Source organism: Yersinia similis, from assembly GCF_001053095.1.
Classification (GTDB): Bacteria; Pseudomonadota; Gammaproteobacteria; order Enterobacterales; family Enterobacteriaceae; genus Yersinia; species Yersinia similis.
In genome coordinates this window covers 83,298-98,911 of record NZ_CGBP01000006.1, presented here as the reverse complement: position 1 = coordinate 98,911, position 15,614 = coordinate 83,298, and the positions used below count along the sequence as shown (strand labels likewise).

Genomic DNA, 15,614 nt, shown 5'->3' with positions numbered 1-15,614 from the left:
TCAATAGCCATTAGATTAATTAGTAGCCAGTAGATTAATTAGTAGCCAATAGCAGCCCCCGCTGGGCGACGGACATCATTGGCACCGTACAGGTAGCCCTCACGGACTTTGCCCGAGACAGCAGAATCATTACCCGAGTTAGCCGGGCTTACGCCCTCAACACCGGGCAGGCCGACTAAAATCAACTCCGCTGCGCCCCAAGGACTCTGTTCAACCATCTTATACCCCATATTCTTCAGGATATTTAGACTGTCCGCTGATACACCGCGTTGCTCATAATAGACTTCATCGGGTAGCCACTGATGGTGAATACGTGGTGCATCAACCGCTTCTTGCGGAGCCATACCGTGGTCAATGACGTTCAAGGCGGTTTGCAGCGTGATGCTGATAATCCGTGAGCCGCCCGGTGAACCCAAGACCATAAATGTTTTTCCATCTTTGGTCACTAGTGTCGGGCTCATTGACGATAGTGGGCGCTTACCGGGGGCGATAGCGTTGGTTGCACCTTGCACCAATCCGTACAAATTTTGTTCGCCAACTTTAACTGTAAAATCATCCATTTCATTATTGAGGAAGAAGCCGGTACCAGGAGCAATAACCACGGCACCAAAGCGACCATTAACGGTATACGTGGTAGAAACGGCATTACCCTCATGATCGACGATGGAGTAATGTGTTGTCTCCGGTTTTTCGTGAGGTTGCATACCCGGTTGTACTTCAACTGATGGTGTCGCTTTGTTGGCGACGATCTGTTTACGGATATCGTCGGCGTAGCTTTTGCTCAGTAGGCGGTCAAGCGGATTTTTAACAAACTCTGGGTCACCGAGGAAGGTATTGCGGTCCATATAGGCATGGCGCATTGCCTCAGTTAGCGTATGGATATAGTCAGCGGAGTTAAAGCCCATACTTTTGAGGTTATAGCCCTCCAAAACATTCAGCGTTTCACATAATGTGACGCCCCCGGAACTCGGCGGAGGGGCTGAAACGAATTTATAACCGCGATAACTACAGGTGATTGGTGCGGTTTCGGTAATTTTATAATCGGCGAAATCGGCGGCGGTCAGTATTCCGCCCCTCTTTTTAGCCGCTGCTTCCACGGCTTGCGGTATTTTGCCCTGATAGAACGCATTCGGCCCTTTCTCTGAAATCGCGCTTAACGTATCCGCCAGATCGGCCTGAACCAGACGATCACCCGGTTGTAGTGCCTCTCCATCTTTACGCAGGAAGATACGGGCAGACTCAGGATCCTGACGGAAACGTTTGACGGTAGTGTCCAGAATATCAGTATCGGCGCGAGTCAGGATAAAGCCGTCACGGGCCAAACGGATAGCTGGTGCCATGACTTGCTGACGGGTTAGTTTGCCGTATTTCTTTTGCGCACTATCCATGCCCAATACAGTACCAGGCACACCTACCGCTAGATAGCCATACAAACTGGCATCCTTGGTAACGTTACCATCTTTGTCCAAGTACATATCAGCATTGGCGGTGGAAGGGGCGGTTTCACGAAAGTTAATAAATGTATCGGTTCCATCGGCAAGATGAATGGTCATAAACCCCCCCCCGCCAATATTGCCACAGCAAGGATTTACTACTGCCTGGGCATATCCTACTGCTACCGCGGCATCAACAGCATTACCGCCCATTTTTAAAATATCTGCCCCAACCTGTGAAGCCAGATACTGGGAGGTCACAACCATGCCATTTTTCTCTTCCACCGCAGGTGTGGAGGCGGCATGCAGCGTGCCACTTACCAGTAAAGCTAATACTGCTAATGGCTTATTCCATTTCGTTAAAAACATACGGACTCCTTATTGTGCTCCTGCCTGCCGGGAGTTACCCGGTCATCGTTGTCTGACAGCACTAAAAACGCTGCTTTGTTTGTGGAATGTGAAAATTACACATCAATTATAATTAATAGCAGAATTATTATTTTGTGAGACTCATTAATTTTTTGTTAAATATCAGGATGGGAGGATTTTTCATTCAATATATTGATTTTTATAGATATAAAAGTAATGGAAGGAAAGTGACTGATTGGAAATAAGGTATGATGAATCGAAATGAGGGTCGGTATTAGGAGGTAAAAAAAAGCCAGTCAGTGTGAACTAACTGGCTTGATAGCTCCCGAGCTTATCGGGAACGGCTTAAATCTTATTACAGCTTAGATGCGTTTTCAGACAGGTATTTAGCTACGCCATCTGGGGATGCGCCCATACCTGCTTTGCCTTTTTCCCACTGTGCAGGGCAAACTTCGCCGTGTTCTTCGTGGAATTGCAGTGCATCAACGGTACGGATCATTTCGTCGATGTTACGACCGATTGGCAGGTCGTTAACGATTTGGCTGCGAACAATACCGTTTTTGTCGATCAGGAATGAACCACGCAGCGCAACGCCAGCATCTGGGTGCTCGATACCGTAGGCTTTCTGGATTTCACGTTTGATATCAGCAACCATTGGGTATTTAACTTCGCCAATACCGCCTTTATCAACTGGGGTTTTACGCCATGCGTTATGCACAAACTCTGAATCGAAAGAAACCCCAACAACTTCAACACCACGTTTTTGGAATTCTTCGTAACGGTGGTCGAAAGCGATCAACTCTGAAGGGCAAACGAAAGTAAAGTCCATTGGCCAGAAGAACAGGACGGCTGGTCTGCCGTTCAGGTGCTTTTTCAGGTTGAAGTTTTCAACGATTTCGCCACTACCAAGAACAGCAGCCGCTGTAAAATCAGGGGCTTGACGAGTTACCAGAACCATAAATTACTCCTGTTAATAGGGATGGATTAACCAGATGTCTTAAAAATTATCGTAACAGCATAGGTATTTAAGTGTGATGAAGAAAGGAATAAATACCAATTGTTATGATAGTTTTTGCCTATCGTTAAACGATTTTAGTTTTGCAGTCTTGCTAAGATACCTATTTCGCTGAAAAGCGCAAGTGGGCTGCACTCAGTAGCTATACCGTAAATTCAATGGCTATACCGTAAATTCAATGGCTATATCGTAAATTCAATAGCTATACCGTAAATGGGTATACAGCAAAGAACGTTTTAATCTAAATCTGCTTATGTTGTGCATGTCGCATCATTTCAGGGTAAAACGTCAAAAAAAGGTCTTCTAGCGGTTGATAATGTTGCTCTATAGCGTAAAAAGACCCTGCAAGGGCGGCTAGTTTGGGCCGCCGATTCGCCATGCCTTGTAGTACATCAGCAATGAAGGGGAGCTCAGCATAGCGTTCGAGCCAACGCTCTGACCACAGATAAGCATTAAGGCTTTGGAAACGATCGGGCGTATGTGGCAAATGTGGCAAAATCTGGCTCTGTGCATACTGAAGAAAATCGGGTAGCGTGCAATTTGGTACCAGTTGATCCCAGTGGCGCGCCAGAAAATGGTCCCACAGCACATCCAGTGTAATCGGTGAAACCCGGCGATACTCAGCACTGAAATAGGTGCGAGCTTCTTTAACCAACGGTTGCGTATCCGTCATAACATCAACTCGGCGATGCATCATAATACCAGCGACAATTTCTGGGGGATATTCACCCTGTGGATTACCACGGACAAAATCTGCCAAGAGATTACCCAGCAATGAGCTGTCGGCCAGAGCAGCCAGATGGAGGTGTGCGAGAAAGTTCATGTAAAGAAGTATAATGCAAATCACCACGAACTATCCTTATTTCTTGCAGCCAGCCCTTGAGGGCTCTAGACTAGCCGCCTGTTTTTGTGAACCGACTCCATGAGGCTGTTTTTTACCATTTTGTGTACCACTGGTACTCAAATTAGTTTGCAGCAACACGGCCTGTTGGTGTGGGTTTGGTCTTAGATGAAGTGGAAAGCCATGCGTGTTGCCGATTTTTCTTTTGAGCTACCTGAAGCTCTAATTGCCCATTACCCTCAGCCTCAGCGCAGCGGTTGCCGCTTGTTATCGCTGGATGGCCCTACGGGGACGTTAACGCACGGCATTTTCACCGATTTGCTGGATAAGCTGGAGCCGGGTGATCTGCTGGTGTTCAATAATACTCGGGTGATACCGGCCCGTTTATTTGGCCGTAAAGCCAGTGGTGGCAAGCTCGAAGTGCTGGTCGAGCGTGTTTTGGATGACCACCGGGTATTGGCTCATGTCAAAGCCTCTAAAGCACCGAAAGCGGGCGCAGAACTGCTATTGGGCGATGATGAAAGTATCCGGGCGACCATGTTGGCACGGCATGACACATTGTTTGAGTTGCGTTTTGACGATGAGCGGGATGTTTTCACCATCCTAAATGCAGTCGGCCATATGCCTTTGCCTCCTTATATTGACCGCCCTGATGAAGATGCAGACCGCGAACTGTATCAAACGGTTTATAGTCAACGTCCGGGGGCGGTTGCGGCGCCAACCGCCGGATTACATTTCGATGAACCCCTGCTGGCGGCACTGCGGGAAAAAGGCATTGAGATGGCTTTTGTGACACTACATGTTGGCGCGGGGACTTTCCAGCCAGTACGTGTCGATACCATCGAAGACCACATCATGCACTCTGAATATGCGGAAGTCCCGCAAGAGGTGGTTGATGCGGTCCTGGCTTGTAAAGCTCGTGGCAAGCGTGTGGTCGCTGTCGGTACGACATCGGTACGTTCATTGGAAAGTGCAGCTAAGGCCGCTGAAAACGGGTTAATTGCGCCGTTCTTCGGTGATACCCGCATCTTCATTTATCCCGGCTATCACTATCAGGTTGTGGATGCGTTAGTGACTAACTTCCACCTACCTGAATCAACATTGATAATGTTGGTTTCTGCTTTTGCAGGTTACAAAAACACCATGAACGCTTATCAGCAGGCTGTGGCAGAACAATACCGTTTTTTCAGTTACGGCGATGCTATGTTTATCAGCCGTAATCCACGGGCACCGCAAGAGAGGGTTAACCCATAAATTTCGGTCACACAGGTTGTGTATTTTCAACGGCATAAGCGTGTGATCAGGCAAAAACAACATCAGACTGTTTCTCTGATGCTGGAGGTTATGTGAAGTACGAATTACAAAAAACTGATGGGCGTGCCCGCCGCGGTCGGCTGGTATTTGAACGTGGTGTGGTCGAAACCCCGGCTTTTATGCCCGTTGGGACGTATGGCACCGTGAAAGGGATGACACCGGAAGAAGTTAAAGAGACCGGGGCGCAGATCCTGTTAGGTAACACCTTCCATCTATGGTTACGTCCAGGCCAGGAAATCATGAAGCTGCACGGCGACTTACATGATTTCATGCAATGGCATGGCCCGATCCTGACTGATTCCGGCGGGTTCCAAGTCTTCAGCCTTGGCGCGATGTGTAAAATCAAAGAAGAAGGGGTTCATTTTAAAAACCCAATCAATGGCGATTCGGTGTTTCTTAGCCCTGAAAAGTCGATGGAAATTCAGTACGATCTCGGTTCTGATATCGTCATGATATTTGATGAGTGTACGCCTTATCCTGCTGATTGGGATTACGCTAAACGTTCGATGGAAATGTCACTGCGCTGGGCTACCCGTAGCCGCCAGCGCTTTGATGAACTGAATAATAAGAATGCCTTATTCGGTATCATTCAGGGCGGCGTTTACGAAGATTTACGTGATGTGTCAGTAAAAGGGCTGGTAGATATCGGCTTTGATGGTTACGCTGTTGGCGGCTTGGCGGTCGGTGAACCAAAAGAAGATATGCACCGTATCCTTGAACATGTCTGCCCACAGATCCCAGAAGATAAACCTCGTTACCTGATGGGCGTGGGGAAACCCGAGGATCTGGTTGAGGGGGTACGCCGTGGTATTGACATGTTTGACTGTGTCATGCCAACGCGCAATGCCCGCAATGGTCATTTGTTTGTGACTGATGGTGTGGTAAAAATCCGTAATGCGAAGCATAAGGATGATACGGCAACGTTGGATGAGCACTGTGATTGCTACACGTGTCGCCATTATAGCCGTGCCTACTTGCATCATCTTGATCGTTGCAATGAAATACTGGGCGCACGGTTGAACACTATTCATAACCTGCGTTATTACCAGCGCTTAATGGCGGGTTTACGTCAGGCTATTGAAGAGGGTAAATTAGAGCACTTCGTTGAGGATTTCTATGGTCGGATCGGGAAGCCAGTTCCACCATTAAACGTTTGATTCTAAAATTATTGTCTTTGTATTTATAGAGAGAGCAGTTACGATTTGTCGCGGCTGTTTTATCGCACTGATTTCACACTACTGATATTGATAACAATCGAGGGAATTTTAATGAGTTTTTTCATTTCCGATGCTGTTGCATCCGCTGGTGCTCCGGCTCAAAATAGCCCGTATTCTCTGGTGATTATGCTGGTGGTATTCGGTCTGATTTTCTACTTCATGATCCTGCGTCCACAGCAAAAACGTGCCAAAGAACACAAAAAATTGATGGATTCTATTGGCAAAGGTGATGAAGTATTAACAACGGGTGGCTTGATTGGTCGTGTTACTAAAGTTGCGGAAACGGGCTATGTTGTTATCGCGCTGAATGACATTACCGAAGTGATGATCAAGCGTGACTTCGTGGCTGCCGTGTTACCGAAAGGTACAATGAAGGCCCTGTAATTTTCGATTTTCCCGAAGGGAACTACCGTGTTAAACCGTTATCCTTTGTGGAAGTATCTGATGCTGATCGTTGTGATCTTCATCGGTCTGCTATATGCGCTTCCCAACCTTTATGGTGAGGATCCGGCTGTTCAAATCACTGGTGCGCGAGGAATCGCCGCCAGTGAAACAACGCTGGTCCAAGTCCGTGACATTTTAGAAAAAGACAACATAGCGAGCAAGTCTATTGCGCTGGAAAACGGTGCAATCCTGGCTCGCTTTAGAGATCCTGATGTCCAGCTACGTGCTCGCGAAGCACTGGTGGAGGCGATGGGTGATAAATACGTTATCGCGCTGAACCTGGCTCCGGCAACACCTTCCTGGCTTGCCAAATTGGGTGCAGAACCCATGAAATTAGGCCTTGACCTGCGAGGTGGTGTCCATTTCCTGATGGAAGTGGATATGGATACCGCGCTGGGCAAACTGCAAGAGCAAACGATGGATACCTTACGCACTGATTTGCGTGAGAAAAATATCCCGTATGCCACAGTGCGTAAGCTCGATAACTATGGTGTTGAAGTGCGTTTTCGCGATGATAAAGCGCGCAATGACGCTATCAGCTACCTCTCTTCGCGCCATCGTGATTTGGTGTTCAGCTCCAATGGCAGCAATACGCTAAAAGCGGTGATGAGTGATGAGCGTCTGCGAGAAGCTCGGGAATATGCGGTTCAACAAAATATTACAATCCTGCGTAACCGAGTTAACCAGCTAGGTGTCGCTGAGCCGTTAGTCCAACGGCAGGGTTCCGACCGTATTGTTGTTGAGCTACCCGGTATTCAAGACACCGCGCGTGCCAAAGAAATTCTGGGTGCGACTGCAACGTTGGAATTCCGTTTAGTAAACACTAACGTTGACGCTTCTGTTGCGGCTTCTGGCCGTGTACCTGGCGATTCGGAAGTGAAAAATACCCGTGAAGGCCGCCCGGTTGTCTTGTACAAACGAGTGATCTTGACCGGTGACCATATTACCGATTCAACCTCCAGTACCGACGAGTATAACCAGGCTCAGGTTAATATCTCACTCGATAGCGCGGGTGGTTCGGCGATGTCTAATTTTACTAAAGACAATATCGGTAAGCCGATGGCGACTTTATTCGTAGAATATAAAGACAGCGGTAAAAAAGATGCGAATGGCCGGTCTATTCTGGTTAAACAAGAAGAAGTTATCAATGTAGCGACCATCCAGTCGCGTTTAGGTAACAGTTTCCGCATTACCGGCATTGATAACCCGGCTGAAGCGCGTCAACTTTCCCTGTTACTGCGTGCTGGTGCGTTGATTGCACCTATCCAGATTGTGGAAGAGCGCACTATCGGGCCAACTTTGGGTTCCCAGAACATTGCGCAAGGTTTAGAAGCCTGTTTATGGGGGCTGGCTGTATCCATCCTATTTATGGTGATTTACTACCGTAAGTTTGGTGTGATTGCCAGTACTGCGCTGATGGCCAACCTGGTGTTAATCGTTGGCGTGATGTCCTTATTACCGGGGGCGACATTAACCATGCCGGGTATTGCCGGGATCGTATTGACGCTGGCGGTAGCAGTGGATGCTAACGTACTGATTAACGAGCGAATAAAAGAAGAGTATAGAAACGGGCGGACGATCCAGCAAGCGATCCATGAAGGGTACAAAGGTGCCTTTTCAAGTATCGTCGATGCGAACATAACGACGCTTATCACAGCAATTATTCTTTATGCTGTGGGTACTGGTTCGATTAAAGGCTTTGCTATTACAACGGCAATCGGTGTTGTAACGTCAATGTTCACCGCAATAGTCGGTACTCGTGCCATCGTCAACCTGCTTTACGGCGGCAAGCGCATTAACAAGCTGTCTATTTGAGGAGTACGTTGTGGCACAGGATTATACTGTTGAACAACTAAACTATGGCCGTAAAGTCTATGACTTTATGCGCTGGGATTATGTTGCTTTCGGCGTTTCACTGTTGTTGTTAGTCGCATCCATTGTGGTGATGTCGACTAAGGGATTCAACTGGGGTCTGGATTTCACCGGTGGTACGGTGATTGAAATTAATCTGGAAAACCCCGCGGACCTTGATCAACTACGTGACACGTTGCAAAACGCGGGTTTTGAATCACCGATTCTGCAAAACTTTGGTAGCTCTCGAGATGTTATGGTGCGTATGCCGCCTGCGACTGGTACTGCCGGGCAGGAGTTAGGTAACAAAGTCATCTCGGTTATCAATGAATCTGTTGATAAGAATGCATCAGTAAAACGTATCGAATTCGTCGGGCCTAGCGTGGGCAGTGATTTAGCCCAGGCTGGTGGTATGGCGCTATTGGTCGCGTTACTGTCTATTCTCGTTTACGTTGGTTTCCGTTTTGAATGGCGTCTGGCATTGGGGGCTGTTATCTCATTGGCCCATGACGTGGTCATTACCATGGGGATCTTGTCGTTGTTCCATATTGAGATTGACCTGACGATCATTGCTTCATTGATGTCGGTTATTGGTTACTCTCTGAACGATAGTATCGTGGTATCAGACCGTATTCGTGAGAACTTCCGCAAAATTCGTCGTGGAACGCCTTACGAGATCATGAACGTGTCTCTGACGCAAACCTTAAGTCGTACGATTATGACTTCTGCGACGACCCTGATGGTAGTGTTGATGCTGTTTATCTTCGGTGGTGCGATGCTGCAAGGCTTCTCATTAACGATGCTGATCGGTGTTACTATCGGTACCGTTTCATCTATCTACGTTGCGTCCGCGCTGGCGCTGAAATTAGGGATGAAACGTGAACACATGTTGCAGCAGAAAGTTGAAAAAGAAGGTGCTGACCAACCTTCAATACTGCCGTGATCGTTAATTAATCATCGTTCGATGTATAAGAGAGCCCTGAAACTGTTGGTTTCAGGGTTTTTTTTGCCAGTAAATTCCCCAGCTAAATAGTTATTGCTTTTGTATACATAAAATAGAATTAATTAGAATCACTATATTTCACCATATTCTTCGTTGTTGATAAGTTTATTCTTTTTCTGATAGTTAATAGGTCCGTGATCAGTCACCTTTAAACGGTGAGTAATTTACAGGCTGATCACTAAAAGGAGTTGTTATGCATATTAATGCTATCGAGGGAGGGGGATCACATGTATGGGTATATGGTGATGTTGATATACCAAATTCAGATGTGGTTGATTCACCTTTTAATGACTTCACTCAATTTGATAATATGGGTTTCTCGGCTAATTATAATTCTGTTTTATCTAGAGAAAATAAATCGCTAATTGCGTCATTTATAAGTGAATATAATGATAAGGTTAAGGGGGTAAGCAAAGGTGAAATTTATCTTTTAACTCAAAAAGATATTTCATCACTGGATGAAGTGTGTAAGGAAATAAATAAAAAATTACTTTATTGTCATGATGGTAAAGTATTAAAAAATATTTTGGATTCGACGCTTCAAAAGCAAACTGAAATGAGTAAGTACATAGTGTTACTGGAAGGTGTGCCTTATCGCATTGAACCAAGAGATATCGCATCTGACACTACGAATGAACGAATAAATGGTGCTATAGAGTTATTGAATTTTGTTGCAAAATATTACCCGAAGATAGCGAAGGAATCAGCTAAGTTGCAGCGATCCCGACCCCATGTCAATTGTAGCGTTGAGACGTTGAATGACTATTTGTATCAGTTAAAAAAAGTATTATCAGGTAAGAATTTACTCAGTAATAGAAGGCAACGCTCTTCATCAATTCACTTTAAAGACGCTTGGGGAGGCGGTGATAAATCCGGACTAATAGATGCAAAAAAAAACGTAGAGATTAATAAAAAAATGGAAGACATTTATGATAGGTTCACTCAGCGAACGAAAGATAGCCAGAATAAAAATCAGGCTGTGGTTTTTAAATCGTCAAAACATGAAATGGTAGAAAATAAATTAATTTATTTAGCCTCTTTAGCTAATGAGTTGAGTAAGCTAAATGACTCTATTAGTGATGAGAATTTAAAATATTCTATAAATAAAGTGGTTGGTGAAGTCCTTGAGTTGAAATTGAAAAAAATTCAGAAAATGGCGAAAAGTTCGAAAGGTAATTTTTCATTTTCTAATCTTAAGAAGGATTTAGCTATGCTGAGTTCGCTTGCGGTAACTGGCATCGCCGCAGGTGTGATACCTACATTTATCGCCACCGGTGCAGTGGCTGCAATAGCGCCTATTTTAGCGGCGTTAGGGTGTGCAATATATGCATTTAATCCACAACTAAAAGAAACAGAAACCAGTAAATTACTGGATGCGAGCATCAAAGATATCGGGGCGACATTGGGGAGTGAGCTAAAGGATGAGAAATTGGGCCGCTTCGAATATCTGCGCCATAAATATGCCGCTTATAAGTATCGTAAAGCCGCGAGGCACACATCTGATGGCTGATCGGCCTTTGTTGTCATCACACTTCGCGGTAAACTGTCGGTAAGTTTAGGTTCACCAATCAGGAAGCGTTATGCATTGTCCGTTTTGTGCCGCTGTGGATACTAAAGTGATTGACTCTCGTCTGGTGAGTGATGGCTCGCAAGTTCGCCGCCGCCGCCAGTGTTTGGATTGTAATGAGCGTTTTACCACTTTTGAAGTGGCTGAACTGGTGTTACCACGGGTCATAAAAAGTGACGAGGTACGCGAGCCGTTCAATGAAGAGAAATTGCGACGCGGCATGTTGAAAGCGTTAGAAAAGCGGCCAGTTAGCTCAGATGATGTTGAGACCGCGATAAGCCACATAAAATCTCAATTACGTGCCACAGGTGAGCGGGAAGTGCCGACCAAAATGGTAGGTAATTTAGTGATGGAAGCGCTAAAACGTTTGGATAAAGTCGCTTATATCCGCTTTGCATCGGTTTATCGCAGTTTTGAAGATATCCGCGAGTTCGGCGAAGAAATTGCGCGTTTGCAGGATTAATCGGCACTTGGCTATTTTTATTTGAGGCAACGTTTTAACCTCTATATTACGTTTTAACTCTGTATTACGTTTTAACCTCAGATTACCGTTAACGGCAGTCTAAAAATTAAGGAAAGCCATGCAGCCTGATGAGTTCTATATGGCCCGAGCTTTTGAGCTGGCGCGTTTAGGGCGCTTTACGACGTCGCCTAACCCCAATGTAGGCTGTGTCTTGGTTCGTGATGGCGAGATCGTCGGTGAAGGTTACCACTTACGTGCTGGAGAGCCACATGCTGAAGTGCATGCGTTACGTATGGCGGGTGAGAAAGCGCGAGGAGCCACGGCTTATGTCACTCTCGAGCCGTGTAGCCATTATGGCCGAACGCCACCTTGTGCTGATGCGTTGGTCGCCGCCGGTGTGATACGGGTTGTCGCTGCCATGCAGGACCCTAATCCAGAAGTTGCCGGGCGGGGGCTGTATAAATTGAAACAGGCCGGTATCGCCGTCGATCATGGCTTAATGTTAGCTGAGGCCGAGGCTGTTAACCTTGGTTTCTTGAAGCGTATGCGGACTGGTTTCCCTTATGTGCAATTGAAAATGGCGGCATCATTGGACGGGCGTACAGCCATGGCATCAGGTGAGAGCCAGTGGATTACCTCGCCACAGGCACGTCAGGATGTGCAGCGATTTAGGGCCGAGAGTTCAGCTATTCTTAGTACCAGTGCCACTGTATTGGCAGATGACCCCTCACTGACTGTACGCTGGCAGGATTTAGATGCCGAAACGCAGGTTTTGTATCCTCAGGATAGTGTTCGCCAACCAGTAAAAATTATACTTGATAGCCATAACCGCGTGACTCCACTGCATAAAGTGATACAGCAAGATGGCCCATGCTGGCTGGCTCGCGTAGATGCCGATGATCAGCTATGGCCTGACAATATCGAACAACTGTTGTTGCCACGTTATGGTAATGGCGTGGATTTGGTTGTCTTGATGATGCAATTGGGTAAACGGAAGATTAATTCTGTCTGGGTAGAGGCTGGGCCACAACTGGCGGGTGCATTGCTACAAGCCGGAGTGGTGGATGAATTAATCCTTTATATCGCCCCCAAACTCTTGGGCAGTGATGCGCGTGGATTATGTGAGCTAGCGGGGCTGACGAATTTATCGCAAGCCCCTGAATTTGTATTCAGCGATGTACGGCTGGTCGGTCCAGACTTGCGTTTACGCTTGAAGCCAAAGTATTAATCTAATTATTGGGTAGGGAATTCCCCTGCTAATCACGGCCTTGTCAGGCGTTTTACAAATGCGCAGGGGCGGGCGGTGAAAGAATATGATAGAATCCGCCCCCCTGCGGGGTATGAACCCATATTGAGGAAAGCTATGAACGTTATCGAAGGTGTTGTTGCTACTCCTAATGCCCGTGTGGCGATTGCGATTGCGCGTTTTAACAACTTTATCAACGACAGCCTGCTGGATGGTGCAATTGATGCCCTGAAACGCATTGGTCAGGTGTCCGATGACAACATTACCGTTGTCTGGGTGCCAGGCGCTTATGAGTTGCCGTTAGTTGCCAATGTTTTAGCAAAAACAAATCGTTATGATGCGGTAATTGCGCTGGGTACGGTGATCCGTGGGGGCACAGCACACTTTGAGTATGTTGCTGGCGAAGCAAGTTCTGGTCTATCAAGTGTTGCTATGAACAGCGATATTCCAGTGGCGTTCGGTGTGCTGACCACAGAAAGTATTGAGCAGGCCATTGAGCGTGCTGGTACTAAAGCGGGTAATAAAGGTGCAGAAGCTGCCCTGACCGCGCTTGAAATGATTAATGTAATCAAAGCTATTAAAGGCTGAATTTAGTTAAGGGGAATTCCGTGAAACCTGCTGCTCGTCGCCGCGCTCGTGAGTGCGCTGTTCAAGCGCTTTACTCTTGGCAGTTGTCTAAAAACGACATCGCTGATGTTGAATTACAGTTCCTGTCGGAGCAGGATGTCAAAGATGTAGACATCGCCTATTTTCGCGAATTGCTGTCAGGGGTTGCGGTTAATGCAGCATCTCTGGATGCATTAATGGCACCTTTTCTTTCCCGTCAGCTCGAAGAATTAGGTCAGGTTGAACGTGCTGTTTTGCGTATTGCTCTGTTTGAACTGAGCAAACGTGATGATGTCCCTTATAAGGTGGCAATCAATGAAGCGATCGAACTGGCCAAAACTTTCGGCGCGGAAGATAGCCATAAGTTCGTTAACGGAGTGCTGGATAAAGTTGCTCCGACAGTACGTAAGAGAAAATAATCTCGTTATATCCAACGTTATTGGTGTTGCAGCCAGGCAGTAATCGAGGAAATCTCGTTGAGCTGATCCCGTCAGTGATTCGGGTGACAAATCTGCCAAGAGCAGATTGAATGCTGCTCATTTTTCATTTATGCAAACAGTGCTGCAACGTCAAGATAGAAGGGTATGCATTAACGATATAAATTAAGGCCGGTATCCGGCCTTAATTTATATATCAGTTAACATTTCTGGAATTGTATTATGGCATGTGGCGAATTTGACCTCATTGCCCGCTACTTTGACCGGTTTAGAAGTAACCGCCGGGATGTGGAGCTGGGTATTGGAGACGACTGCGCACTTCTTACAGTGGCAGAGAAACAGCTGTTGGCCATCAGTACTGATACACTGGTGTCCGGTGTTCATTTCCTTCCGGATATCGATCCGGCCGATCTTGGTTACAAATCTCTAGCGGTAAACCTCAGCGATTTAGCCGCGATGGGGGCCGATCCTGCCTGGTTATCTCTTGCTTTGACTCTGCCATCGGTAAATGAAGATTGGCTACAGGCATTCAGTGACAGCTTATTTGATCAACTCAATTACTATGGTATGCAATTGATCGGTGGTGATACCACCCGTGGGCCATTGAGTCTGACACTAACTATTCAAGGTTTTGTCCCCGAAGGCCGTGCATTGACTCGTGCTGGTGCGCGGGTTGGTGACTGGATCTATGTTACTGGTACATTGGGTGATAGCGCTGCGGGTCTGGCTATTTTGCAAAATGAACTGCGGGTAGATAACGAATCTGATCGAGTGGCATTAATTCATCGTCATTTACGGCCACAACCCCGAGTTTTACAGGGGCAAGCATTGCGTATGCTTGCCAGTGCCGCCATTGATATCTCTGATGGGTTAATTTCTGATCTGCAACACATTCTGAAAGCCAGCCATTGTGGTGCTCGTATTGAACTTGATATGTTGCCGTATTCCGATGCATTAAAACATCAGGTTGATACAGAGCAAGCTCTCCGCTGGGCGTTGAGTGGAGGTGAAGACTATGAACTGTGCTTTACCGTACCAGAAATCAACCGGGGCGCGTTGGAAGTCGCGCTCAGTAATACCGGCGCGGGTTATACCTGTATTGGCCAGATAGGCCCTCAATCGGAAGGGGTTAAATTCTTCCGTGAAGGCAAAATAGTCAAGCTGGATTTCCGTGGTTTTGATCATTTCTCAACAGGTAAATCTCATGGATGAAGCCAAGCGCCGTCTGCGGTTAAGCAACCCCTGGCACTTACTGGCGACCGGTTTTGGTAGTGGGTTATCACCATGGGCACCGGGTACTATGGGGTCAATCGCAGCCATCCCATTCTGGCTGTTACTGATTCAGTTGCCATGGCAGCTTTACGTCTTGTTGGTGATGTTCGGTATCGGTATCGGTATCTATATTTGTCACCGTACAGCCAAAGATATGCAAGTTCATGATCACGGCAGTATTGTGTGGGATGAATTTGTTGGGATGTGGATAACCTTGATGGCATTGCCGGTAAATAGCTGGCAATGGGTTGTGGCAGGGTTTATTGTATTCCGTATTTTTGATATCTGGAAGCCTTGGCCGATTCGTTGGTTTGACCGTAACGTTCATGGCGGAACGGGGATAATGGTTGATGATATTATTGCCGGGGTTGCTGCCGCTGCGGTTATCTTTGTGATTGGGCACTATTGGCCGCTGTAATTGTTCAATTAATTCAGGGTGTAAGCGATATTATCACGTAAAGGCATAACCCACGGGTTATGCCTCAGACTGCTGACAAACCCCGATGACGCGATCTTGAACGGTGAGGATAGGCAGA

15 protein-coding genes and 1 pseudogene are annotated in these 15,614 nt (G+C 46.7%); 13 read left to right on the top strand and 3 right to left on the bottom strand.

From position 1 onward, the window contains the following. Positions 1-38: 38 nt before the first annotated feature. The 3 genes from ggt to AC971_RS06750 all read right to left on the bottom strand — a co-directional run bounded on the left by ggt (position 39) and on the right by AC971_RS06750 (position 3,640). Positions 39-1,802, bottom strand: coding sequence for a gamma-glutamyltransferase (gene ggt, locus AC971_RS06760; protein ID WP_025382808.1), 1,764 nt, complete (start codon positions 1,800-1,802; stop codon positions 39-41). A 355-nt stretch (positions 1,803-2,157) separates the two neighbouring features. Further along, positions 2,158-2,760, bottom strand: a complete 603-nt coding sequence (locus AC971_RS06755) for a peroxiredoxin C (protein WP_025382809.1) — start codon at positions 2,758-2,760, stop codon at positions 2,158-2,160. A gap of 298 nt (positions 2,761-3,058) precedes the next feature. Then, positions 3,059-3,640 (bottom strand): acyl carrier protein phosphodiesterase, encoded by a 582-nt coding sequence (locus tag AC971_RS06750; protein ID WP_038402143.1) that lies wholly within the window; start codon positions 3,638-3,640, stop codon positions 3,059-3,061. Positions 3,641-3,841: 201 nt separating this feature from the next. Between AC971_RS06750 and queA the strand changes: the two genes are divergently transcribed. The 13 genes and pseudogenes from queA to pgpA all read left to right on the top strand — a co-directional run bounded on the left by queA (position 3,842) and on the right by pgpA (position 15,496). Further along, complete coding sequence (gene queA, locus AC971_RS06745) at positions 3,842-4,912, top strand: tRNA preQ1(34) S-adenosylmethionine ribosyltransferase-isomerase QueA (RefSeq protein ID WP_025382811.1); 1,071 nt, start codon at positions 3,842-3,844, stop codon at positions 4,910-4,912. 92 nt (positions 4,913-5,004) lie between these two features. Then, positions 5,005-6,129, top strand: a complete 1,125-nt coding sequence (gene tgt, locus AC971_RS06740; RefSeq protein WP_025382812.1) for a tRNA guanosine(34) transglycosylase Tgt — start codon at positions 5,005-5,007, stop codon at positions 6,127-6,129. A 111-nt stretch (positions 6,130-6,240) separates the two neighbouring features. After that, on the top strand, positions 6,241-6,573 hold the full coding sequence (gene yajC / locus AC971_RS06735; protein ID WP_025382813.1) for a preprotein translocase subunit YajC: 333 nt from the start codon (positions 6,241-6,243) through the stop codon (positions 6,571-6,573). Between the two features lie 27 nt (positions 6,574-6,600). Continuing rightward, positions 6,601-8,448, top strand: coding sequence for a protein translocase subunit SecD (gene secD / locus AC971_RS06730; RefSeq protein ID WP_025382814.1), 1,848 nt, complete (start codon positions 6,601-6,603; stop codon positions 8,446-8,448). A 10-nt stretch (positions 8,449-8,458) separates the two neighbouring features. Beyond that, positions 8,459-9,427 carry a protein translocase subunit SecF gene (gene secF, locus AC971_RS06725; protein WP_025382815.1) on the top strand — a complete coding sequence of 323 codons (969 nt, stop codon included), beginning with the start codon at positions 8,459-8,461 and terminating at the stop codon, positions 9,425-9,427. Positions 9,428-9,680: 253 nt separating this feature from the next. Next, positions 9,681-10,368, top strand: a pseudogene (locus tag AC971_RS06720) (hypothetical protein). Between the two features lie 35 nt (positions 10,369-10,403). Further along, the gene (locus AC971_RS06715) at positions 10,404-10,997 is read left to right on the top strand and encodes a hypothetical protein (protein WP_025382816.1); all 594 of its coding nucleotides are present in this window, start codon (positions 10,404-10,406) and stop codon (positions 10,995-10,997) included. Positions 10,998-11,067: 70 nt separating this feature from the next. Then, complete coding sequence (nrdR, locus tag AC971_RS06710) at positions 11,068-11,517, top strand: transcriptional regulator NrdR (RefSeq protein WP_004393175.1); 450 nt, start codon at positions 11,068-11,070, stop codon at positions 11,515-11,517. A gap of 118 nt (positions 11,518-11,635) precedes the next feature. Then, positions 11,636-12,745, top strand: a complete 1,110-nt coding sequence (gene ribD, locus AC971_RS06705; RefSeq protein WP_025382817.1) for a bifunctional diaminohydroxyphosphoribosylaminopyrimidine deaminase/5-amino-6-(5-phosphoribosylamino)uracil reductase RibD — start codon at positions 11,636-11,638, stop codon at positions 12,743-12,745. A 135-nt stretch (positions 12,746-12,880) separates the two neighbouring features. Further along, positions 12,881-13,351: a 6,7-dimethyl-8-ribityllumazine synthase gene (gene ribH, locus AC971_RS06700; RefSeq protein ID WP_002208666.1), complete on the top strand. Its 471-nt coding sequence runs from the start codon at positions 12,881-12,883 to the stop codon at positions 13,349-13,351. Between the two features lie 20 nt (positions 13,352-13,371). Then, positions 13,372-13,788 (top strand): transcription antitermination factor NusB, encoded by a 417-nt coding sequence (gene nusB / locus AC971_RS06695; RefSeq protein WP_002208665.1) that lies wholly within the window; start codon positions 13,372-13,374, stop codon positions 13,786-13,788. Between the two features lie 240 nt (positions 13,789-14,028). Further along, complete coding sequence (thiL, locus tag AC971_RS06690) at positions 14,029-15,018, top strand: thiamine-phosphate kinase (RefSeq protein WP_025382818.1); 990 nt, start codon at positions 14,029-14,031, stop codon at positions 15,016-15,018. After that, positions 15,011-15,496 (top strand): phosphatidylglycerophosphatase A, encoded by a 486-nt coding sequence (gene pgpA, locus AC971_RS06685; protein ID WP_025382819.1) that lies wholly within the window; start codon positions 15,011-15,013, stop codon positions 15,494-15,496. Before thiL ends, pgpA begins: the two co-directional genes overlap by 8 nt. Positions 15,497-15,614: the final 118 nt, after the last annotated feature.